The sequence below is a fragment of the Bowmanella yangjiangensis genome (assembly GCF_017255015.1).
GTDB classification, from domain to species: Bacteria; Pseudomonadota; Gammaproteobacteria; order Enterobacterales; family Alteromonadaceae; genus Bowmanella; species Bowmanella yangjiangensis.
Window position 1 is genome coordinate 291,778 of record NZ_JAFKCS010000001.1, and the last position, 22,732, is coordinate 314,509.

A 22,732-nucleotide genomic window follows, 5' to 3' on the forward strand; every position below is an offset into this window, starting at 1 on the left:
ATGGCGCCTTAATCCTTTATCCCTCGAAGAAGTCTTCGTCTATTTTCTTCAGGTGTAATACCTGTTCGTCTCGGCTGCCGATGTTGTATCGCAGCATGAGCTTTGCTAATTCAGTGCCGTTGATTAGTACAATACGAGTACCTAAGTTTTGTGCAGTTTCGCTGGCTGATACGGTGAAATCTGAGGTGGTAATAAAAATACCTTTTTGCGCACGCTTAAGGTTGAGTGCGCCATAGAAGTCTCGGATGTCACCAGCACTAACATTGTTACCTTCAGCATAACGTTTGGCTTGAATATAAATTTGGTCAACGCCAAGTGGGTCTTGATCTATTACACCATCTACTCCATTGTCGCCGGTTTTACCTAGTGCATGGGCTGCGCCTTCACCTGTACCGCCATAACCCATGGCGACGAGTAGCTCAATTAATAGGTCTTCAAAAAAGGCTGGAGTGACTTTACGTGTTCTATCGAGAATATCTTGCGCTAGAGCATCGTTAATCTTTTTGTAAGCGGCTCTTAGTGCTTCATCAGGGGTGATGTCTTTCTCTGACTCTACGTCAACGCTAGTCGTATCAGATTCATTTGTCTTTTGCTTAAACGCGACAAATTCATCAAATTGCTTGAGATAGTCATTGTCTATTATAACGCTGGGATCTTGCAAAGCTGATATACCACGAGCGGTGATAACAAAATGAGCTCGTCGCGTGGTTTCAAGCAAGCCAGCTTTGGTTAGGTAAGTCCTAGCCCAACCAACACGGTTATCAAGAATAGATTGTCTGCCGCTTGGCAGTGTCTCTTCACGTTCAGCTTCAGATAGACAGAACTTATCAGCTAACTGATTTATCACATCGCGTAACCTAACTTCTTTGCCATCAGCTTGATGAGCTATTTCTAGAAAGGGGCGCATGAATTCTTGATAACTCGGGATCATATAACGTCCTTATTTATTCTTTTGGTTGAGGACTCTTTTGTTCTTCAATCCACTTTTCCAAATCTACGCGCTTAAATCGCCAACTTCCACCCACTTTAAAACCAGGTAATTTGCCTTCACTTGCAAGACGATATGCCGTCTTTTCATTTAGCTTTAAGTAGCTTGCGACCTCTTGAATGGTCAAAATATCATCGGCCATGCTGACCCCCAGTATGTGAACTATTGGATGTTATGAGAAAATTGAGGAGTTATCTATATCTATCAAGGGAACAGAGATCTTGAACCCATAGCTAATACTTTGTTCTGAACACTGAAAGCGCAGAACTTGTGGTCATCCTAGGGTTTTTTAGCATCACTCTTGTTGCAAGTAAGCCTGGATCTCAGCAAGCTCACGCTTATTCCCATGCCGCAGAATCTTAGAGATTTCCTGGTCATAACAGAGGTTTTCAGGGAGCGTTGGTACTGTCTGCCACATCTGGATTGATGTTTGAGTTCACAGGCTTGATGAATGTGAACATTTCGACTACGTTTTAGCCTCTACGACAGCAAAGGAATGCGACGTATGCAAAGCGAATACATTGCACATGATTTTAAAGCCAGCCCTCTCCAATTTTTGATAAAGCTGATGGACTTGAGTTTGTACGCCAGTGAATTGCAAGAATTGGATTCTTCACTCAACATTCTGACGGGGTTAGTGTCTTTTCGCAGTCTTGACCGCCTTAGAAAGTCCCAAATATTGTCACTCATTAATGCTATTCCTCCTGGTCGGCTGCTCGCGAAAATTCATCCAATGCCTGCGCAAATTATTGCCAATCCGTATTGGTACTGTTGGAGCCTTACTGACCAGGAGCTTCGGGAGTATTATGAGTACAATCGTGACTTTTCGAAATCCCTCGAAACCCTTGGTGTCAACTTTGGGTCAATAACAGCTATAGGTATTGCTGGCTTGCTTGTTGACCTATCTAAGTCTGGATTCGCGTCTATGACGGGCAATACAGTGCGAAATGTAAGCTCATATAATAAGCTAATGGACACAACGAGGAAGTTAGGGATATCAGGAGGAGTGGCCAGAAATATTGGTTTTGCAGGTGCGTTTGTCTCGGTGCTGCTTGGATGTTTACATGCTGGTGCACAAAGCGCCAGAGAAGATGCATTAAAGGAACTTTCAATTAGAGGGTTGGTTACGCTGAAGGATTTCTAATGTTTGAGTTGTCATTTGCCAATCTGTTGCATGGCGTTATTGGATTGCTCAGTCTGGGAAAGCTTGTACATCTTTCAATAAGCTATCGTCCAAGTTTCGGACCAAACAGATCCGTATATTTATCTTCGCTACCTTATAGTCTGTTGCAAGGTTTTCTTCTTGCAGTGTCCAGCATGATGCTTTTGAATGTGCTCTCGTTCTTTGTATCTATCAGTCTTTTTCTCACCCAGTTTTTACTATTTACTGTCTATTTCTATTCCTGCGCGCTGTTTAATAGCAAGGAAGTAAAGGATGACTAAGCCCACTATTGCTCTTCTTCTTGTCACAATAACGGCAAACCCTGATTTAGGGTTGCAAGGGCGACATATGGCGTTTCTGATGAGCTGTGCGGAATTTGCTCTTGATGTGAGTGAAGATGATAAGGAGCGGTTCAGAACACTGGGATTTGCAGTGAATGAACGGGTTAAAAACCATTGGCCTGACAATCAGGACTTTATTGATGGCATGCTCAGCGCTTATGAAGAATTTTCTGAACTGGAACCGATGTCGGCCAATATCAGAGACAATAAACAGTTGATGTCAATTAAGCTTACCCCTGATTTCTGCGTATTGCATGCTAGGGGCGCCGAAGCCTTTCTGGAAAATACTATGTCTGCTAAATCATCCAGCCGCATTCCAGCACTCGTTGTGGAGCCTATCGTTGTAGATGGTATTCGTTATGAGCAGGTAAAAAATGGCTTAATGGCGGGCTTTGAACAAATGGGCGGGTTGTTGGCGGCGTTTGAGCAAGATCAGCGGCTATGGGTGATAAAGGTCTACGAGAACCAGCGTGACCCCGCTCGGGAAGGGGATGTGCAGGATGTGTTTTTTAAAAGCATGACCCTGGAAGCGGATGGACTGCATCTGCGTATTGAGAACGAACGAGGCCGGGTATTTCGTGTTAACCGTGAAACCCGGCAAGTGACGGAGTTATAACTTTGTCCTAACTTGAGGTAGAAGAAATTACGGCGGCTCCTTGAGTTGTTAGTGCCTTCGCCCAGTGGCCCTAAAGCTCGGCCACAGGGCTGTCTTGGTCGGGTACGCGACGTTTGGCGGTAAGCAGCATATACACGCAGGTGGTGGCTAAGCAGGCTGTCAGATACCAGGGGATGCTGTTGCTTGAGGTGGTAACGTAAGCGGCTAACAGTGGCCCTATTACCGAGCCCAGGCTGTAGGCCAGCAGCATTAATTCGGTGGCTGATACAATTTTGTTTTGCGCTAACGTTTCACATACCAGAGTGATGGCAATGGGATACAGGGCGAAGCTTGCCGCTCCCAGTAACAGGTAACTCGCCACCAATAGCTCAACCTCGGCGGCGTAGATAACACCTATCAGGCTCAACACCCCTGCCAGGGAAAACAGCGCCATCAGTAAGCATTTATTCAAGCGCGGTGATAAGTAGCTCACCAGCGGTTGCACCACCATACCGCCCAGAATTACCGCCGCCATCAGCAAGCCGGTTTTGGGGGCGTAGTCGGACTGCATAATATACATGGGCAGCAAGCCGTAAATGGGCCCCAGCAACAACCCGGAAACCAGGCAGCCGACCAGCGCCGGGCGGCTAAGGTTTTTCAGCTCCTGCCACCGTAGTTTATGGGATTGTTGTTGCTTTGGCTGACCGCGTTTAATCAGCAGCGGCACCAACACCGCCATGCTGAGCAGCGCAATCACAAACAGATAAGGCATGGCGCCTTCCACCCCTAAGGGCTTTATCATCAATTGCCCCACTGCCGAGCCGCCGTACAGCGAGGTCATATACAGGCCTAATCGCTTGGCGCGCTGTTTGGCGGTGTCGGCCATTAATAGCCAGGACTCTACCACCACAAATACGCCTGCTACCGCAATGCCGGCAATAAAGCGGTCTATCAGCCACAGCCAGGCATAAGGCAAGAGAATTTGGGACACCACCGTAGTCAGCAGCAACAGCAAAAAGCCAATAAAGGCCAGACGATGGCCGGTCACCGCCACTACGCGCTGGATAAAAAACGCGCCACATAGCAGGCCCAGGTAAAACACGCTGGCAAGCCAGGGGGCAAGAGCAGGAGTGAGTTGGTTAGCCACTAACGATAGCGGCACTAGGCTCATTAAAAAGCCTGATGCCACAGCATAAAACGACAAGCCAAGCACAGGCACTAACGGGCTGTTGGGTCTGTTGGCCATCACTACATCGACCATCTTTATTTCCGGGAAAGCCAGCGCCATAAAAGAGACAAAGACGAGAGGTGGCACTGAGACAGGTATGAAATTGGCGGCGAATGTAGGGCAGGCTAGCCATTAAGTAAAGTGACATTTATTTATCCGATACCTGAATAATATTCAGGCAAAGGGCGTATTTAGCCACTTAGGCTGGCAAAGCCAGAGAAATCGGGCCCAGATTGCCATCCACATTGCAAGTTCGCCGGAAAACATGGGTTATCCTCCGCGCCTTGCGATGAAGAGGAAGTTTGCTGTGCCAGTGAGGTGTTAGCGCAATAAAAAACACACTTAACAGCCTGGGCTGATAAGTGTGCTTTTATGTGGTTAAACAAGCTTATTGGCGACACCAACAAGCTTGTAGTTGGTCGTTTTAGAAGGTGTAGTTAATACCCAGGTAGAAACGGCGGCCGTTGGTCCATTCGTTCACCACAATTTTATTTAAATGGTTTTCGTAATAGGGCTTCAGGTCGGCCACTGGAATACCGCTGGCTTCAGACAGCATCTCAAACGCGGCATCGCCGGTAATGGATGATTCAATAATTTGGTTGCCGTCATCATCTGTAGCGATAACACGGTTGCCGGTGGCGGCACCGTTTTCATCCACCTCATCAATCCACTTCATCTTATTGATAACCGGGTCATTGACGATCTGGGTGCTATCCAGGTAGTGAACCACGTTCTCATTGGTCAGGTTGGTAACCGCGAAACTGGCTATCAGGTTGTCCATGATTTTGTAGGTTGCTTTAAAGTCTAACTGTGAACGTGCATCGGTGTAGCGGATACCTTCGCTATTGCTCTGATTGGCAAATTCACTGCGATAGTTATAGGAAAGACGGGCCGAGAAGTCATCGTCTTCATAATAGATCGATGCATTTAAGGTGTCTTTCGACTGGCCAAACATAGGCTCTGTTTGGGTGGTGGTTTTAGCACTAAAACCGGTAACTTCGAAATATTCACGCTGTGAAGGGTCGCTTTGATGGGTTTCGATATCCGTCATATCGGCGATTTCATAGGCAAAGGTCGAAGTCGAGAATTTCTGATCCGGCACGTCGGTATAGGTGTAGTTAATCAGACCACCAAAGCCGTTACCTAAGTCATGCTGAAGCTGTACTTCTACCCCTTCGACTTTCTGCTCACCGGTATTGAAGTAGGAACTGACTACATAGTCACCAAAAATGGCATAACCGTTATTGTCGGTTCGGCCTTCTTCACCCAGATAATCGAGGTTCTGCACCCGAGATGTTGAACGCACCATGTTCTTAATATCTTTCTGGAAGGCAGTAACGGCAAAGATCGAGGACTCGGCAAAGTACCATTCCAGTCCCACTTCACTGTTTACTGAGGTGTAAGAGCCTAAGTTGGGGTTACCCACAGAGCCTCTGCGCTGCGAGTCCATGGCAAGACGTTCAGCATTACCTTCTGGTGTCAGATCTTGCTGACGGCCATCGGTGTAAAGTCTTTGTCTTTCGGTGACCAGATAGAAGGTACTTCTTAACTGGCTCAGGCTGGGGTGAGAGATGTTTTTCGACGCCGCGGCGCGCAAAATCAGATTGTCAGTTAAGTCATACGACAGGTTAAAGCTTGGCAAGTAGTCCTTGGTGGTGCTGGTTTGCACTAATGGTTCGTACTTGTTAAAGCCAGCCAGCTCCGCAATGTAGTCAGGGGCGCTGGGGTCTGTGGGGTGAGAAAGTAACTGACCATTTTCGTCTTTGGCCACTTCTCTGCCAATGGACTCACGCTCGGTATCTACCACCCGCACGCCAACGTTACCACGGAATTTCTCGCCACTGAAGTTGACCATGGCATAGTAAGCCAGCAATTCTTCGGTCACATCATAGAAGTCACCGGCAGACTCGGTCAGGCCAGAGCGGCAACCGAAGTAGTTGCTGGAGCCCGATGCAGCAATGGCGTCTTCACAGGCGCCTTTGTTTGGTGCGCCTTCAGAATGCAGCAGCAGGAAGTGATCATTGAGCAGGGTATTTCGCTTATCCTGGTCAATATCAAAATACTCGTCGGGAATATCGTGACCAGCTGTATCCAGGCCAGATACCGTGCCACCGACGAGTTGGTCAGCGAGGATTACCGGGAACTTACTGGTTTCGTTGGAATAGCCATGGAAAGTGGCATTCTCGGTATAATAGTGTTCCGTACGCTGGATATTACGATACTTGGCACCGAATTTTACGCTATCGATGTAAAAGTCATTATCCAGCTCCCAGGTGACATCGCCCTGGAAAAAGTCTTCGGTGTTTTCACGATAACGGGCGGTATTTCGCAGTCCACCTGTCAGCAGGTAGAACTCGTTGGTTGGGGCCAGTAAGAAGTTTTCAGCACGCTGTTGTGCGGCGGCCAATGCATCACCAGTTAACGAAGGATCAGCATGTAAGCCCCAATAAACCTTCTCGGTATCTGGGTCGTAACCGTAACCCAGGTTTACCCCTTCATAGGTGGGGATTTTCAGGGCAGCGATGTCACCAGAATAGGGCGTCTCAGAGTCTCCATAACGGGTGGCAAGGGTGGTGGCCCTGTCCAGTACCGTACTGTCCGCCGTTGTCCGTCCAGCCTGAAGCTTAACGGTAAAGGCGTCTTTGGCGTAATCCATAGTCAGGTGAACGCGGTCTTGTTCGGTCTCAGTACCGCTACGATCGTTGGAATCCCTGCGCACCATTTCACCCCAGCGGGTATCACCAGCATAATAGTTGTTGCCGTCCCATACCATCCCGGCGCCACGTACCAGGTTGACGCCGTCAATAGGGGCTGTCGCTGACAACACGATATCGCTGATGGGATCCATCACCAGACGCGGGTCGATACCTTCTACACTGTTGCTGTATAGCAACTGGCTGATGCGGAAGGTTTGCGCATACAAGTTATCGTTTTTGTTGTCGCGATCTGAACTGTTGCGGTTTAACTCAAGGTTGAAGCTTAACGAATCAGACGGTGCCCATTGCAAATTCACCGTGGTATCCAGGCGACTTTCATCGGTAGAAAACGCCGGAGAGTACAGCATATTACCTATATGCCTGGGGGCTGTTTGTCCTAAGCCGCCGCTCCTTCGATCTCCTAAGAATAAACCCCAAGTGGGATCGATATAAGTGGGATCCATCACTTCATCAAGTTGCCCCCAGTTATTAGTATGGTTATTCCATACCCCTGAACTGTTAGGGTCATTGGTTAGTGAATAAGCGCCATTGCCTGCTACGGCTTCAAGGTCGCCATAGGTATAGCCGTTTAACGCCATATGTCTGGTAACAATCAGGTTATGGCCATTCATATGCCTTAACTTGATATCGCTGCTGGCACAGTCTTCCGTAGGGCAGGCGATGGGGTTGGTTTGCTGGAAGCCGGTACCTGCACCCATACCACCGGATTCAAACCCCGAGCGAAAAGCATTGCGTTGCTGAAGGCTAACCGCAATGGAGGCACCAAACTTTTGGTCTTCAGAAACAAAGTTATAGGCTGTAGAAATCTGTGGAGAGGACTTCTCTGAAGAGTCATTGTATTCGCCCTCAATATTCAAGTAACCGTAACCGTCTCGTTGTTCTAATGGTTTTTTGGTATGCAGAACAACAGTGCCACCTATGCCGCCGGCATCTAAGTCAGCGCGGGCAGATTTATGCACTTCTATCTTTGCCACCCGCTCTGCTGGAATGTTAGAAAAATCAAAGGCATTACTTTCAGCCTGACCTGGCAGGTACGACGCTGATTTGGCCGATTGACCGTTAACCAGGGTATTGGTCAGTTCGGGCGAGGTACCACGAATGGAAATTTTAGCGCCTTCACCAAACTGACGTTCAATCTGTACACCGGGTATGCGCTGCAACGCCTCCGCCATATTTTTATCAGGGTTCTTGGCAATATCTTCGGTGTTGATTGAATCAACAACAGAGTTTGAAAAACGCTTGTTGTTTAAGTTCTCGCGCAGCGATGAGCGAATACCGGTGACCTGAATAATTTCAACGCCTTCCTTTTCGTTCTCTGCTGCGGTGCCTTGTGCGTCCTGAGCAGCGAAAGCAGCCATTGGCATACTCGCGCTCATCACTAATGCAGTGCTTACTGCTAAAGCGGTTTTGGATAGTTGAATAGCCTTCATACCATTTCCTTCAGTTTAGATGTCGCCACTGTTGTTATGTCCACTCACTGCGAACCTCAGTTGTCGCCTCGCAGGACCGCAAAACGCGGTACTGATGCTTTATGCATTGACCCTTCCGGTTGTATCTCACCGATTCAGATCTGCGCACCTCCTTCTACCGTTGCCGCCTTTTGCCGTGCCGCTTGCAGCCGCTAACTGCGCTAAGTACTGACTAACAAAGCAGAATTAGAGAGAAAACATCCAGAATAATCTATCACATGGTTAATGGATTGTGAAAAATAAATTATTACTGCGTGGGGAATAATTGTCCAATGTCTGTTTGGCATGGGGATCTTTGCTAGGCGTTAATGAGGCGTTTAGGGGCGACGCTCAGAGCACACATGCCTCTTTTTGTACACGCAGACTGAGCAACGCTGTCACTTGTTGGGTCTCTGCCTGAGCGTTGTTGTCTGGCTGGTTCTGGCCGCCTTGGCGGTGAGTGCCTCTTGTCGGCCTTTGAGTTTGGTCGGGCGTTTTGAACTGAGGTTGCAGAGTTACTTTTGAAATCAAAGTAATCTGGCGCTTTAAAAGCTCACGTCTGGCTTTTTGAAAGTACCACCTGATCGCGGCCGCGTACTTTGGCATCGTACAAGGCCTTATCTGCCCGCTCTATAAACGCAGTTGGGCTTTCATCGCCTAACTGGGCGACGCCAAAGCTTGACGTTAAGCGAATATTGTTGGTCCATTGGTGGTCACGAATTAGCCTGCGTAATGCCTGGGCCAGCTCATAGGCGTCTGATAACGAAGTATTGGGACAAACTAACAAAAACTCTTCTCCGCCCCATCGGGCCAAAAAGTCAGTGAAGCGGCAATTTTGACTAATGAGTTTTGAAAATTCCTTGAGAATCTCATCACCTACAGCGTGGCCATAGTTGTCATTAATAGACTTGAAGTGGTCGATATCAATGAACATGAGCGACAGTACCTCAAGTTCTTTAGTGAATATTTTTTCTATTCCAGCGCGATTCAGGGCACCTGTTAAGGGATCTCTCTCGGCCTGGTTTTTAAGCTCTTTGGTTTTGACGTTTAACAGTTGGTTGAGTTGCCTCAAATCCTCGGCTCTTTTTTCTGTTTCACTCAACTGCTTGTATGACAATCTGAGGCTATAAAACAAAAAGCAAGCTGCCGAGCTGACCCACAGCGATATGAGGAAGAGCAAAATCTGACTGTTGGTAAAGTACTTACCATTAAACTGAATGTACTCTACCTCAATCAGATACTCACCAGGTTGAATGTTGTTGCCTGTTGCCAGCTCTAACATCATGACATTATCAAATTCAGGCACCGCGTATTTTATCGGCAGTTTTTGTTCAACTATCCACCAAGTCGCAACTTGCAGGCTTTTTAGAGGAATATCATTCCCTTCTGGTGAACGCTGTGGCCAATACTCAATGCCCACATACTTCCACGTGCCCGGATCGTCCAAACGACCATATGCAGGGTTAAAGTTTCTCAGTTGAAAGCGGAGACTCTCGTGCCCCTTATTGAGATAGCGTGCTTTGACATGCACAGAAGAAAAAGTCGAAAGATCAATGCCTTCTCCCTTTTGAGAGCCAGGCGCTTGAAAGAAGCCAATCGAAATTTCACAGAAAGGCCAACTGTATTCAGAGGCAATGATATGGCAGGCTAGTAGCCACTTGCCGTCTTTTTCGATTACCCTGGCAACGGAGCTTCCGCCATTGCTCTGATCTGATATGGCGCTTACATATTTTGTATCGCCAGGGCGAAGTACTAAGGTTCTTTCCAGTAAGAAAAACTGCAGAAATATTGCAACAAAGGTAATAACTAACAGCAAAACTAACGTGATGCTGTAGAGCTTTCGATGCTCCATAACAACCTCAATCTTTAAATAATTTCACGTCCGTTTGTAACTGGTTAAATCACTTTAGCTTAACTGGGATACACAAGAATTTGCTGTGACATTAAAAATGACACTATTAAATCATGCTGTTAGTGGATGCTGCGGGAAGCGTGTTATTACATTTTCTGAGTCAAGGATTTGCCAATACTTCCAAGCAAAAACCACAATAAATGCCAATAGACAATGACCTCTGTACTGTCTTGTCAGGCTCAATATGCTTGAAAATAAAGCAAAAAGCTATGGTTACCGTGCGTTAGAATCGATGGTTCCGATTTATACTGGTTCTGCTTGCGCTAAAAGTACTGTAAGCACACTAGACTTATTAGGGGATCCACATTGGAGTCCCCTAATAGGTTATTGACGCCGGAACGTGTTTGGCTCAAGGTCGCTCCTCGCTAAGGAGCGCCTATCTGTTGGCTTTAAAGCTATTCACTGTGCTATCTAAGTGCTTGGCGATACCGTGTAAGTCTTTCACAGTCTCATTATTGGTGTTGGCTTGCCGTTGGGCTTCATGGGATAAGTCGGTAACCCGGTGAATATTGTGATTGATATCATTGATCACCGCGCTCTGTTCTTCCGTTGCCGCCGCGATCTGTAAGTTTGAATCAGTTACGCGTTTTAATTTGCTCGTTAAGGTTTCGAGTTGCTGCGTATTGGTATTCAGCATACCGACCATATTGCCGACTTCTGTTTCCGATGCTTCCATATTCCTTACCGCAGAGGCTGACGCCGATTTGAGCGCCAAGATCATCGCCTCAATTTCTTGGGTACTTTGTTGGGTTCTGCCCGCCAAATTGCGAACCTCATCCGCAACAACGGCAAATCCTCGCCCTTGCTCTCCAGCCCTGGCGGCTTCAATGGCTGCATTCAGTGCCAGCAAATTGGTTTGCTCAGCTATGCCTTGTATGGTTGTCAAAATACTATTGATTTTCTCTACCTGAGAACCTAGCTCTACTACTTCTTTTGCTGATTCAGCCATACGCGTATTGAGTTTCTCAGTATTGCTCATCATGATTTGGTAGTCGCTGTTCATCTGGCTGCTTTGTTCGCTGGCATCCTGAATTTCGGCACTTGCCGCCTGAATATTTTGCGCTATCTCTTTGGCTGAGGCTTGCAGTTGGTTAATGGCTGCGGCTACGCTGTTCATATTGTCATTTACATGATTAATGCTTTGCATGGACGAGGAAGTGCAGCGTGCCACTTCATCAGCATTGCCCGTAACTTCGGTACTGGCAGAGCGAATTTCGTTCATCACTGTTTCCAGATCTGCCATCATTTTGTTCAACGCCTGTGCGAGAACACCCAGCTCATTACTTACATCCGTGCTTATCCGATAATTTAGTGAGGTCTCAGGATCTGCCATGGTTGATATTTGACTAATCAAACCATCAACATTCGTCATGATTTTGCGCACCAGGAAGAAGCCGCAAGCAATCAAAAGTGTCATAAGTACTAAGATTACCGGTATGGCTTTTGACGACAGACTGTCTTTTGCCTGCAGGCCAAAGTTGGTAAAGGTTTCTTCCAGAACCGCTTCTGAGGTTTCAGAGACAGTATTCAGCTGTACATAGCTCGCAGATTGTTTAGCTTGCTCCCTGATCATCTTGCCCATATCGGTAAGCGCTGCCGCCACTATGATGATGGTGATAATCAAGGCAGGTAAAATGGCTACAAGAGTTAACTGAGTACGGATTGATAACTTCATAAATGGGCTTGTTCCTAAACAGGCAAAAGTATGACATTCACTACCGGAATGTATGGTTGTAACTTGTCCTACCACATAGGATAAGTCACTGTATGTTAAAGTTTTGTTGATAACAACCGCTTTGACAATGTGGTATCGACCTTCGGTGTCATGTTTACACCAAACCAATGCCAAAGTGCGGTTGAGTTGATGGGATTGCGCCAGGTGTACTTGTATTTTCAACAGCGTCCATACACGCCGCTGGCCTGTACTTTGAAGAGCGGGATCTGCTAAAGCAGTTTGGTAATACTTACCGCAAGTACAAACAGCAAATTGCCACTTTTATCCCAGGTATTTATTAGTTGTTGCTTATCTGACGTATGGCCCAGGTCATCGTCAGATAGCCCTTTAAGTTCTTTTGATTGATGCAGAGGTTTGTGTTCAAACCAGGTAACAAGGCATCAGGTCGCTGAATAGCCAAAACTGCAAGACGATATCTGCGATACCTTTCCTTTCTGTTACTCTGAAGGCAGTTTAATCTCTTACTGTTTTTGGCAAGTGACTGCCGGGAGCCCTTTATGCCCATCTCATGCATTGCAAAAGCGTTACTGGTTTGGGTGGCAATATTGCTGCTGGCCATTACCAACGGCATTTTTCGTGAAGCGGTGTTGTTAAGCCTGTTTATAAAAAGCGCGGCGTTTATGCTGAGCGGTTTACTGCTATGCCTGTGTATCTTTGTGGTCACGTACCTGACTTTACCCTGGCTGGGCCGAGGTTCCCCTCGTCGCTATTGGGCAGTGGGGATGTTCTGGCTGGTTTTAACCTTGTGCTTTGAGTTTGTGCTGGGCTATATCATTCAGGGACATAGCTGGCAGCAGTTGCTGGAACCTTACACATTTAAAGACGGTAATCTCTGGCCCATTGTCTTGCTGGTTACGCTGGCATCTCCCTATCTGGCGGCCAGAGCTAAAAAATGGCTTTAGTACCGCAGAGTTGCGTTTTTTATCAGTCTCTAAGCCATTTTATGGCGAATATCTTTGCCATACCTGAGTCTTGGCGACTAAGCTTGCCCCCATCGTGATTTTGATGCCAAGCACTGTGTTTAATTGTGCACCATAAATTGGTGGTGATAAGTGCTTGATATTCAGCGTGTAACAAGGATGCGTTGATGAAGAAACTGCCGGTCGTATTGCTGTTTTTACCTTTACTGTGCGCTGCTGACGCCAAGGTGATTGAGAATTACCGTTACTATAATGTGTCGGCAACGGAGAAAGGCCGCCTGCTAAGCGCGCTTAACAAGGCCTCGCCCATTCGTGAGGATGGCGAGATATTCCACGGTCATACCAAATATCATATCGGTTGGCGCTATTGGCGGGATAAGCGCGAAAAGCACTGTGCACTGACCAAGGTCGAGATTACCTTAAATCTGACCTACACCATGCCCAAGCTGGCATCCGTCAGCGAAGAGGTAAAACAGGTCTGGGATGCCTGGTATCCTAACCTTGCTCTGCATGAAGAGCGCCATGGCAAACTGGCCAAAGATACCGCTGCATTAATGGATCAAAAACTCAATGCCATAGGCCCACGGGACAACTGCCGGGTTTTGGAAAAAGACGTCAACAAGCAAGCAAATGCCCTGATGGCCGAGCTGAAGAAAGCCAACAAACACTATGATAACCAGACCAACCACGGCGAAACCGAAGGAGCCTGGCTACATTTACATCTTTAGTGTGTTGATTGGCGATGCCTAATTAGTTATCAGTCTGATGCGGGTTGTCTTCACGGCTTTGCGGCAGATGCTGCTGTAAGTAATCCAGCAGCAGACCAACACCGGGGGCGGTCCAGCGACTGGCCGGATACAGCCCCCATATGCCTTCACTATCGGGTCTGTATGGGGCCAATACTTCTACCAGTTGCCCTTGTTGAATCTTGTCCAGCACATATTCTTCGGGTAATTGAACAATGCCGAGGGCCTTTTCGGCGGCATATAACAGGGAAACGCCGCTATTACAGCGCAAGCTGCCATTCACTGTGATGTTGCGTTCCTGGCCGTTGTCCTTAAAACGCCAGTAGCCCAGCGAGCCTAGCAAACAATTATGGCGTTTTAGTTGGTTTAATGTGCTGGGCTGGCCATAAGTCTGGATATAAGCGGGTGAAGCACAAGTGTATACATTGCGGCTGGCCAGTTTACGAAAACGCAAGCGGCTGTCTTCCAGTCGCCCCAGGCGAATAGCCAGATCCAGGCCGCTATCGACAATATCCAGGCGGGCATTGGTCAGTTCCACTTCCAGACTGAGCTGTGGATAGTTCTCCTGAAAATCAATTAGCAGCGGCATCAGAATCCGCTCCCCGTAAGTGATAGGCGCGGTAAGACGAATCTTGCCCTTGGGCGTGCTTTGCAGCTCCTGCAAAGCTTGCTCAGCGTCCTCAAAACCGTCCATCAGTTGGCGGCACTGCTGATAGTAACGCTGGCCAGTTTCAGATACCCGCACCTTGCGCGTGGTGCGGTGCAGCAGTTGAACGCCCAGACGCTGTTCCAACTGATTGACCTGGCGGCTGACTTGGGCGGTGGATACTTGCAAACGTTGGGCGGCAGCGGTAAAGCTGCCGGTTTCCACTATGCAGACAAACTCGGCGATGCCATTCCAGACAGGGAGGTAGCTCATTGTTACATATGTGTAATAGTGATTTTATTGGGTGGATATTATCACTGTGTGGTGGCTAATGTAGGATCCTCTTCATATCATGTTATGAGGAATAAGCGATGAGTGCACAAAGCATACGTTGCCGCGCTGCGGTTGCCTGGGCCGCGGGTGAGCCCCTGAAAATTGAACAAGTGGACGTTGCCCCGCCTAAAGCTGGTGAGGTTCGAATTAAAGTGATTGCCTCTGGCGTCTGTCATACCGATGCGTTCACCCTGTCGGGTGAGGATCCCGAAGGAATTTTTCCGGCTATTTTGGGTCATGAAGGCGGCGGCATTGTGGAGTCTGTGGGAGAGGGAGTAACTAGCCTGAGTGTCGGCGACCATGTTATCCCGCTATACACACCCGAATGTGGTGAATGTAAATTCTGTTTGTCAGGCAAAACCAACCTGTGTCAGAAAATTCGCGCTACCCAGGGTAAAGGCCTGATGCCGGATGGTACCTCACGTTTTTCCATCAATGGTCAGCCTATTTTCCACTACATGGGCTGTTCTACTTTCTCTGAATATACCGTGTTACCTGAAATTGCCCTGGCCAAAATTAATCCTAAGGCCCCTCTGGAAGAAGTGTGTCTGCTGGGCTGTGGTGTCACCACCGGCATGGGCGCAGTGATGAACACGGCCAAAGTGCAGCCCGGTGATACCGTGGCAATTTTTGGTTTAGGTGGTATTGGACTTAGCGCTGTGATTGGCGCCAGTATGGCCAAGGCCGGTCGTATTCTGGCCATAGATATTAATGAGAGTAAGTTTGCCCTGGCGAAACAGCTTGGCGCCACCGACTGCATTAATCCCAAGGACTATGACAAGCCGATTCAGGATGTGATTGTTGAGCTGACAGACGGCGGTGTGGATTATTCCTTTGAATGCATCGGCAATGTGAACGTGATGCGGTCAGCCTTGGAATGTTGCCACAAGGGCTGGGGTGAGTCAGTGATTATTGGCGTAGCCGGTGCCGGACAGGAAATCTCCACCCGACCTTTCCAACTGGTAACCGGCCGGGTTTGGCGCGGCACCGCCTTTGGTGGGGTAAAAGGGCGCAGCGAACTGCCTGACTACGTGGAACGCTATCTGGCTGGGGAATTTAAATTAAATGACTTTATCACCCATACCATGGGGTTGGATGACATTAATCAGGCATTCGACTTGATGCACGAAGGCAAAAGCATTCGCTCGGTGATTCACTTTTAACTCATTGGTAAGTTGAAAAGCCCCTGCATGGGGGCTTTTTACTGAGGTTTAGGCTAGTGTTAACGCAGATACCCTTTACCAGTACTCCACTATGCGACTTACCTTATCTCCCTTAAATTCAAACAGTGTAAGACGCAATTCCTGGCCGTTTTTGCCCTGGTACAAGCGCTGCACGGCAGCGGCTTGCTTGCCCGGTAGCAGACTAACCAATTGATAGCTGTCCGGATCGTCATCCTGATAGCGCCCTTGTTTAAAGAAGCTGACCGAATTGTTGTAAAGGAGTTCTCTGGAATACCGCCCCCCATAGCCTTCGTGCTGGTAGATATAGTCATCCGTGTACAAGGCAAACAGGGCATCAATGGCCGCCAGGGAGGACAAGTTGCTGTAGGCAATACGCTGCGCATTTAGCACCTTGTGGGTCAGGTCGAGCACTTGTTGCTGTTCCGGGCTTAAGGCCGACTGGCTGGCCGGTTCGGCTTGGGCCGCGTGGCCTAAGCACAGTGTCAGTAGTAACAGAAAATAACGCATAGGTTGTCCTTTATTATCAATGGGGCTGTTGTGTTTGGAGCCGTCTGTTTCTAATCCAGGTAGCGGCGCATATGCTGGATCAAGCCGTTCTTATTGAATTCCAGCACTAAGATGGTGCGGCCTTGAAAGTGTTTAAGCTGCTCATGCTTATAGTATGTGGACGTTTCCCTGACGACGGCTACGGCGGTATGGGTGCCAAGCACCGTACTTTCCAGCTCTTCGCTGAGCGACACCATAGCGTTGGCTTTTTCGGGAATACCCTTTCTTAAATGGGCCTTACCGGTAAAGGAGCGATTGAAAGAAACATGAGTATCTATAAGATCCTCGGCGAAAAAGCCTAAAAAATGCTCGATATCCTCCTGTGTGGCATGCCGTTGCCTGGCCTTTTCTGAGGCTGATATCAAGGCCTGAACTTGCTCTGTGGTTGGTGTGGCTTGTGCGCTAACAGCACAGCAGGTCAGAATCAGTAACATCCAGCTAAAGCATTTGTGCATATTCTGCTCTCCGTTTGTTGTTCGGGGCGCACTAACCGCCACTATGGCCCATCAACGGCCATGCCCAGTTGCTGGGCCATTTGCTGATAATTAGCCAGTAAAGGATCGTTGTTGCTCTTCGCCAGGGAAATGGCTTTAGTCAGCAGACGCCTAGCCTGGTCCACTTGCCCGGTGGTCTGGTAAGTAGTTGCCAATGCTGCCAGTGCTTTGGCTGATTTAGGCTGCAATTGCACCCAGCGCTGACCCAGTGCCAGGGCTTCTTCGTATCGCTCGGCTTGGCGCAGCATCATGGCAGCGGCACGCAGACTATCGCTGTTACGTGGAATATCGGCATTGGGCCACACTTCGAACCCGACCAGTTTGCTCAGATAGGCGTAGTAATTGTCTATTTGCTCGAGCATGGGGCCTGCCTCGGCATTGGCACGAAACGCATTAAAGTTAAGGCCGATATCAAAATCCTGACGGGGAAAAACCAGATCCAGTGCAGAAAGTAACGCTTGTGCAGCCATAGGGTAGTGGCCGAAATTATCAACTTGCTCGGCGCGTACCTGGTAATGAGGAAATTGCGCTAGCCTGGCCGTAAGTGTTTTTAAGGTGTCGGGTTGGGTTGGCGCTTCTGATGCGTCTGTGGTGGCAGAAGCGACATACAAATAACCTTTATGCTCTGGCCGTTTGGCCAGTTGCTCAATCAGGCTGTCGATCAGACTGCTTTTGGGGTCATAGCCCATGCCAATAACACTGGCCGCAGCAAACAGAAAGTGGCCGTCAAATAAATCCGGATTCCTGACTAAGCTATCCGCAGCAAAGGCTGCCGTGGGTGACATACCAATCAGCAGACGGAAATTATTGCTGCGTACCTGCTTGTCTACCCGTGGCAACAATTCTTGTTCCAGATAGCCGTGGAACTGCTCGGCATCCTCTCCCCAAAATGTTTTGTCCTCGGGCGCGCCAGGTAAGCCGCTTTGACTTTTGTATAGCTGTGGCGAGATTGCTACGCCGTCATCGGTATGCACGGCGACCACAATGGATTTGGGCATGGAGGCAGTGGTGCCAAGATGACGGGTGACACCTACGACCATGTCTGCCAGGGTCCAGGCGTCCAGGGTATAAATAACCGGATAGCGGATAAAATCCGCATCCAGATGATAGTCTTTGGGCAAGTAAATATCGGCGCGCATGGTGCGCTTCAGATGACTGGACTCGATAGTCAGGCTGATTTTGTCTTGAGGTGTGACGTCGGCGTGCGTCCAACAAGAAAAAAATGCCGCCCATAACAGGGCGAACAAAGGCGGGAACTTACACATTTTTCGTGATCCTTAATCGGGGTAATTGACCCTGTCCAAGCTAAAACAAGACCGAACAGCTGGCATGTGCATGCCTTGATTTATCCCTGATTTTTCGCTGATGGTCTTATTATTCAATAGGTTAGGTTTGTCACGATTTGTGTTTCCGGATATTAATCTGCGGCACTGATATGGTCTGTCTGTGTTACTATTCTTGCGTGCCGGACAACAACAATAACCCTATATGAGTAAACAATTCCGCCTGGGGCAGGCGCAAATTGATCTGACCCGCAATCAGATTATCCTGGCCGGGGTAGTGCAAACCATGCAGCCCAAAGCGATGGCGGTATTGGCCGAATTGGTTAGGGCGCAGGGGCGAGTGGTGTCTATGGATGAGCTCCTGCAAAGGGTGTGGCCAGATACTATTGTTACCCCCAATACCTTGCAGCGCTGTATTGCCCAGCTTCGTAAGGCCCTTGGCGATGACAGCCGCGAGCAAAATATCATTAAAACCCACGCCAAGCAGGGCTATAGCCTGGAAATGGCTGCGGAGTTTGCCGTGCCCATGCCACCCGCAAGCCTTGCAGTTAAACGCAGTGGATTATCTATCCCTTACCTGGTGGTTGCCGGGTTAGTGCTGCTTACCTTGATGGTGGCCGGTTTTTATCTGAAGCACGAGGGCCAGCATAGTTATGGCCACATGCATTATCTGACCACGACAACAGGCAAGGAGAGTTTTGCCAGCTATTCGCCGGATGGCCGTTTTGTGGTGTTTCATCGTTTTGAAGGGCAGTGCGAAAACCATCTTTGGAGTAAGGACTTGCACAGCCAGCAGGAAACACGCTTGACCAAAGAGGCGGGCTATTTTCAGCAGCATAGCTTTGCACCAGGGGGCGATAGGCTGGCATTTGTCGGCAAAAGCTTGTGCGGCAAAGCTGATGTACCGGAATGCTGGGAGCTGAAAACCCTGGATGTGGCAGCAGCCCTAACGACTGCCCAGGACGCGCAAACCCGTATGAGCTGCGATGAGGGCAGATTATATGGGCCACAATGGATGAATAACGGCAATATCGCCCTGCTTAAGAAGCCGCATCAGGGGCAATGGCAGCTTATCAGCTACCATGTACGAGACAACCTTGAGCAAGAGTTGTTTGCTCCTGAAGGGCTGCGACTTTACAACCTGGCATACTCTGCAGGGCTGGATAAACTAGCGCTGCTGGGTAAAACCCATGAGGGTAAGGACCAACTTACCTTGTTAAGCAGTGACGGCGAGGTAACCTCCAGCGCGGTGCTGCAATGGCCGATGGCTCTCTCTCAATTCGATTTGCTGGAGCTGAGCTTTCACCCCAGCCAGCCCAAACTACTGGTATATAACACCCACCATCAGTTTGAAGTGGACTTCAGTGGCCGGGTGACCCCAATTAGCCTGGCGACCGCCAAAGCAATCTATTCTCTGGTATACGCGCCACATCAGGACAAGCTGTTGGCAGCTTATGGTATGCAGGACTGGCATTTTTATCTGCATAGTTTGGACAGCGACGGTCAAACACCACGCTCTTTGCCGGAAAAATGGGAGTCTACCTTTGCCGATAAGGAAGCCCGTTTTCAGCCTCAGGGAGAATTAATCGCCTATGTATCCAATCGCTCTGGTCAGGAACAGGTCTGGTTGATGGATGGACAGCGTACCTGGCAATTGAGCCAGTTCACCCATGGCCCAATAGCCGGACTTAGCTGGTCACCATCTGGTCAGCAACTGCTGGTGAATCATATTGACCGTTTGCTGTTGCTAGATCTGCAGGGGCAACAGCAAGAACTGATTACGCCTTTCGCTGCTATCCAGTTGTTTCAGTGGACCGAGCAGGGCGAGATCCTGTTTTCCAGCCAACGTGAGTGGCAACAACAGATGATTGCCTGGCACCCCGAAACCAATCAGTGGCGCCAATGGCAAGTTGCACCCAGTTCCTGGGCTGCGCTGGATAGCCAAGGGCAGTTGTTAAGCCTGGATAACGGCGGCAAACTTTGGCTGCATCAGAATGGAGAGTCGCCAATATTGCTGCTTAGCGATATTAAAAAGCGTTTTGCCTGGCGCCGTGGTCAGTTGTTGGCCGTAGATAATCAGAATCGACTTATTCACTATGACACCGCACAGCAACAACTGTTGAGCCAGCACAGTCTGGCTACTCCAAGCCTTTATATCGACGACTATGACGGTCGGTCCGTGCTGGTGGCAGAGATCACTGATATGCAACAGGACATTGTGGAACTGAGCCGTTAATAATTTAGCGGGTAGCCCCGCTAGCGGCATGTTTTATTTTTTTATGAGCCTGAGGACCATAAGCCCCAAAGGTTAGGGTAGGACACAAACAGGTTGCACACAGTGCCGTCCTTTTTGGGGGGACTGAGTGAGTGCAGGAACCTGTTTGTGTAAATACTCGGTATCAGCTTAGTTTTGATGTTTCAGCCGGTACATTAGCAGGGCGGCGCGTTTTGCCTGCTTGGGCAACGAGTCCAGTTGGCCGGTTTCCTCGACGGTATGGCCGGCGGTACCGCTCATTCCCAGGCCGTCAATGGCCATATCCACAAAGGCCGCGGTAAAGGATACATCCGCTGCCCCGGCGTTTAGTGGGTTAACCGCCTCAACCTTACCCTGGCCGAGGTCTTCACTGGCCTGGCTGTACAGGCTGAGTAATTTGCGGTTGCCGTCACTGGGGCCCATTGGTGGATAGCCGTCGCCAAACTCAATATTCCCGCTGGTTTGCGGCAGGCTTCTGGCTACTATGGCACGCATTTTTTCCTGCACCCGTTGTAGCTGCTCCAAAGACACTGCTCGAATATCACCGGTAACAATGGCGCTTTCTGCCACCACATTGTTTTTACCAAAGGTGCTGCCGCTGTTGCTGATGGGATCATGATTAACTGTGGTGCCACCCATAATGCGGCCGGGGTTAAAGGTTAGCAGGTCTTCACTACGCAACTCTTCATAAAAGCTGTTCAGAATACGGGCTGCCTCATAAATGGCACCGGCGCCCACTCTGTCCTGAAAGATCTGTGAGGAATGGGACGGCACACCTTTGATTTCTAGGCTCCAGTCTACCGAGCCGCGTCTGGAAACATTGGCAGTTTTCGGGTTACCGTCGCCGTTTTCAAACCCCAGGGAAATATCCGCCCATGCAGCGGCGTCCACCAAGGCTTTTTTGGATAAAGACAGCGGCTTGCCGCTTAACTCTTCATCGCCGGTCATTATTACCATCACATTCATATCAGCCAGTTCACCGGCTTCGTGCAATGCCTTAAGGGCTTGCAGAATAATGATATTGCCGCCTTTCATATCGGCAATGCCGGGGCCCTTGGCGGTCTGCTCGTCGATACGCTCAAAGCGCTGAAATGGGCTGTCCGGTTCAAATACCGTATCCAGATGGCCAATCAACAAAAGCTTAGGCCCTTTGCCACCATGAATTTCTGCTATCAGATGCCCGGCACGGTTAAATGCTTCACCACTGTCAAAGCGAGCCTGCATGCCCAGCTTCTCAAATTCCGGGATCAGCACCTCGGCCACCTGCTTAACCCCGGCAAAGTTCATGGTGCCGCTATTGATATTCACCACCTGCTCAAGCAGGGCCAGAGCCTGCGGGTTACTTTGGTCAATGTGACTGACGAGTTTGCTTTCGCTGGTGGTTAAATCTGCCTGTGCGGCTTGGCTTAGCAGTGCGCTGAGGGTCAGGGCGATAAGGGAATATGGCTTCATTGTGCTTACTTGTGGCAAAGGAGTGTGGCTACTATGGCAAATTACGAAGGTTGGTGCGAGCACAGGTGAGTGGGAATTGGTGCCTGGCGCGGTTAAACCGCCAAAATTCGCGATACAAATTTTCTCACTATGGTGCGCCGGCAAGAAAACTTGAAAAGCGATTCCCGGCAGGCAGGCTTTTAACGTTATAATTGCGCTTTTGTAATTGACGGGGATAGATAATGAAAGTCTGTGGTATTGAATTAAAGAGCAACGAGGCGAATTTATGTCTGTTGTCATTAACCAACGGGCTGTTCCATATTCCCGATTGCCGGGCCCGCCGTTTGACCTTAAGTGATAATAGCGCCGAGGGCCTGCGCCAGTTCCAGAGTACCCTGGCCAAGCTGTTAGAGGATTACAAGATAGACAAGGTGATTATTCGCCAGCGCCCCATGAAAGGTAAGTTTGCCGGTGGCGCCATTGGTTTTAAGCTGGAAGCGGCCATTGAGCTGATTGACGGTGTAGAGACTATTGTGTACGGCAGTACCGAGATGAAAGAGTCACTCAAACATAATCCGGTATCGGTGGACTTTGCCGAAACCGGCCTGAAGCAATTCCAGGAAAGTGCCTTTACCACGGCTTACGCTTGGCTGATGCAAAACGCCTGATTTCTCTGGTGAGAGATGTTGCCGGAGCTATTATTCGCCGGCAACTGCCTATATTTTACTGAAGTACGGAAAGTTCCTGCCCCCATGCACGGTCTAAACAA

The 22,732-nt window shown here is 49.0% G+C and carries 18 protein-coding genes; 7 read left to right on the forward strand and 11 right to left on the reverse strand.

The genetic code is table 11. The features are described 5' to 3' along the window. Positions 1-16: 16 nt before the first annotated feature. Positions 17-931: a restriction endonuclease gene (locus J0A65_RS01340; protein ID WP_206592306.1), complete on the reverse strand. Its 915-nt coding sequence runs from the start codon at positions 929-931 to the stop codon at positions 17-19. A gap of 13 nt (positions 932-944) precedes the next feature. Continuing rightward, complete coding sequence (gene mads1, locus J0A65_RS01345) at positions 945-1,130, reverse strand: methylation-associated defense system helix-turn-helix domain-containing protein MAD1 (RefSeq protein ID WP_206592307.1); 186 nt, start codon at positions 1,128-1,130, stop codon at positions 945-947. A gap of 363 nt (positions 1,131-1,493) precedes the next feature. Here mads1 and J0A65_RS01350 point away from each other — a divergent pair, with 363 nt between their 5' ends. Both J0A65_RS01350 and J0A65_RS01355 read left to right on the forward strand, forming a co-directional pair. Then, positions 1,494-2,132 carry a hypothetical protein gene (locus tag J0A65_RS01350; RefSeq protein ID WP_206592308.1) on the forward strand — a complete coding sequence of 213 codons (639 nt, stop codon included), beginning with the start codon at positions 1,494-1,496 and terminating at the stop codon, positions 2,130-2,132. A 291-nt stretch (positions 2,133-2,423) separates the two neighbouring features. Continuing rightward, the gene (locus J0A65_RS01355; RefSeq protein WP_206592309.1) at positions 2,424-3,107 is read left to right on the forward strand and encodes a hypothetical protein; all 684 of its coding nucleotides are present in this window, start codon (positions 2,424-2,426) and stop codon (positions 3,105-3,107) included. A gap of 70 nt (positions 3,108-3,177) precedes the next feature. Here the strand turns inward: J0A65_RS01355 and J0A65_RS01360 are convergent, their stop codons facing one another. The 4 genes from J0A65_RS01360 to J0A65_RS01375 all read right to left on the reverse strand — a co-directional run bounded on the left by J0A65_RS01360 (position 3,178) and on the right by J0A65_RS01375 (position 12,240). After that, positions 3,178-4,347, reverse strand: a complete 1,170-nt coding sequence (locus J0A65_RS01360) for an MFS transporter (RefSeq protein WP_206592310.1) — start codon at positions 4,345-4,347, stop codon at positions 3,178-3,180. A 391-nt stretch (positions 4,348-4,738) separates the two neighbouring features. Beyond that, positions 4,739-8,461 carry a TonB-dependent receptor gene (locus J0A65_RS01365; RefSeq protein ID WP_206592311.1) on the reverse strand — a complete coding sequence of 1,241 codons (3,723 nt, stop codon included), beginning with the start codon at positions 8,459-8,461 and terminating at the stop codon, positions 4,739-4,741. A gap of 571 nt (positions 8,462-9,032) precedes the next feature. After that, on the reverse strand, positions 9,033-10,331 hold the full coding sequence (locus J0A65_RS01370; protein WP_206592312.1) for a GGDEF domain-containing protein: 1,299 nt from the start codon (positions 10,329-10,331) through the stop codon (positions 9,033-9,035). A gap of 436 nt (positions 10,332-10,767) precedes the next feature. After that, positions 10,768-12,240 carry a methyl-accepting chemotaxis protein gene (locus J0A65_RS01375; RefSeq protein ID WP_206592313.1) on the reverse strand — a complete coding sequence of 491 codons (1,473 nt, stop codon included), beginning with the start codon at positions 12,238-12,240 and terminating at the stop codon, positions 10,768-10,770. 383 nt (positions 12,241-12,623) lie between these two features. Here J0A65_RS01375 and J0A65_RS01380 point away from each other — a divergent pair, with 383 nt between their 5' ends. Both J0A65_RS01380 and J0A65_RS01385 read left to right on the forward strand, forming a co-directional pair. Next, complete coding sequence (locus J0A65_RS01380; protein ID WP_206592314.1) at positions 12,624-13,028, forward strand: hypothetical protein; 405 nt, start codon at positions 12,624-12,626, stop codon at positions 13,026-13,028. Between the two features lie 185 nt (positions 13,029-13,213). After that, positions 13,214-13,774, forward strand: a complete 561-nt coding sequence (locus tag J0A65_RS01385; RefSeq protein ID WP_206592315.1) for a DUF922 domain-containing Zn-dependent protease — start codon at positions 13,214-13,216, stop codon at positions 13,772-13,774. Between the two features lie 22 nt (positions 13,775-13,796). Here the strand turns inward: J0A65_RS01385 and J0A65_RS01390 are convergent, their stop codons facing one another. Further along, complete coding sequence (locus J0A65_RS01390) at positions 13,797-14,711, reverse strand: LysR substrate-binding domain-containing protein (protein WP_206592316.1); 915 nt, start codon at positions 14,709-14,711, stop codon at positions 13,797-13,799. 98 nt (positions 14,712-14,809) lie between these two features. Between J0A65_RS01390 and J0A65_RS01395 the strand changes: the two genes are divergently transcribed. Continuing rightward, positions 14,810-15,934, forward strand: a complete 1,125-nt coding sequence (locus J0A65_RS01395; protein WP_232849671.1) for an S-(hydroxymethyl)glutathione dehydrogenase/class III alcohol dehydrogenase — start codon at positions 14,810-14,812, stop codon at positions 15,932-15,934. Positions 15,935-16,009: 75 nt separating this feature from the next. Here the strand turns inward: J0A65_RS01395 and J0A65_RS01400 are convergent, their stop codons facing one another. Genes J0A65_RS01400 through J0A65_RS01410 form a run of 3 tightly spaced genes read right to left on the reverse strand, consistent with a single transcriptional unit; the run spans position 16,010 to position 18,260 of the window. After that, positions 16,010-16,462 (reverse strand): hypothetical protein, encoded by a 453-nt coding sequence (locus J0A65_RS01400; protein WP_206592317.1) that lies wholly within the window; start codon positions 16,460-16,462, stop codon positions 16,010-16,012. A gap of 50 nt (positions 16,463-16,512) precedes the next feature. Beyond that, positions 16,513-16,956 (reverse strand): nuclear transport factor 2-like protein, encoded by a 444-nt coding sequence (locus tag J0A65_RS01405; protein ID WP_206592318.1) that lies wholly within the window; start codon positions 16,954-16,956, stop codon positions 16,513-16,515. Positions 16,957-16,997: 41 nt separating this feature from the next. Beyond that, the gene (locus J0A65_RS01410; protein ID WP_206592319.1) at positions 16,998-18,260 is read right to left on the reverse strand and encodes an alpha/beta hydrolase; all 1,263 of its coding nucleotides are present in this window, start codon (positions 18,258-18,260) and stop codon (positions 16,998-17,000) included. Positions 18,261-18,483: 223 nt separating this feature from the next. Between J0A65_RS01410 and J0A65_RS01415 the strand changes: the two genes are divergently transcribed. After that, the gene (locus tag J0A65_RS01415; RefSeq protein WP_206592320.1) at positions 18,484-20,514 is read left to right on the forward strand and encodes a winged helix-turn-helix domain-containing protein; all 2,031 of its coding nucleotides are present in this window, start codon (positions 18,484-18,486) and stop codon (positions 20,512-20,514) included. Positions 20,515-20,682: 168 nt separating this feature from the next. On the opposite strand, the gene J0A65_RS01420 is transcribed toward J0A65_RS01415, so the two are convergent. Continuing rightward, positions 20,683-21,984: a M20/M25/M40 family metallo-hydrolase gene (locus tag J0A65_RS01420; RefSeq protein ID WP_206592321.1), complete on the reverse strand. Its 1,302-nt coding sequence runs from the start codon at positions 21,982-21,984 to the stop codon at positions 20,683-20,685. A gap of 221 nt (positions 21,985-22,205) precedes the next feature. On the opposite strand from J0A65_RS01420, the gene J0A65_RS01425 reads away from it, so the two are divergent. Further along, on the forward strand, positions 22,206-22,631 hold the full coding sequence (locus tag J0A65_RS01425) for a DUF3010 family protein (protein ID WP_206592322.1): 426 nt from the start codon (positions 22,206-22,208) through the stop codon (positions 22,629-22,631). Positions 22,632-22,732: the final 101 nt, after the last annotated feature.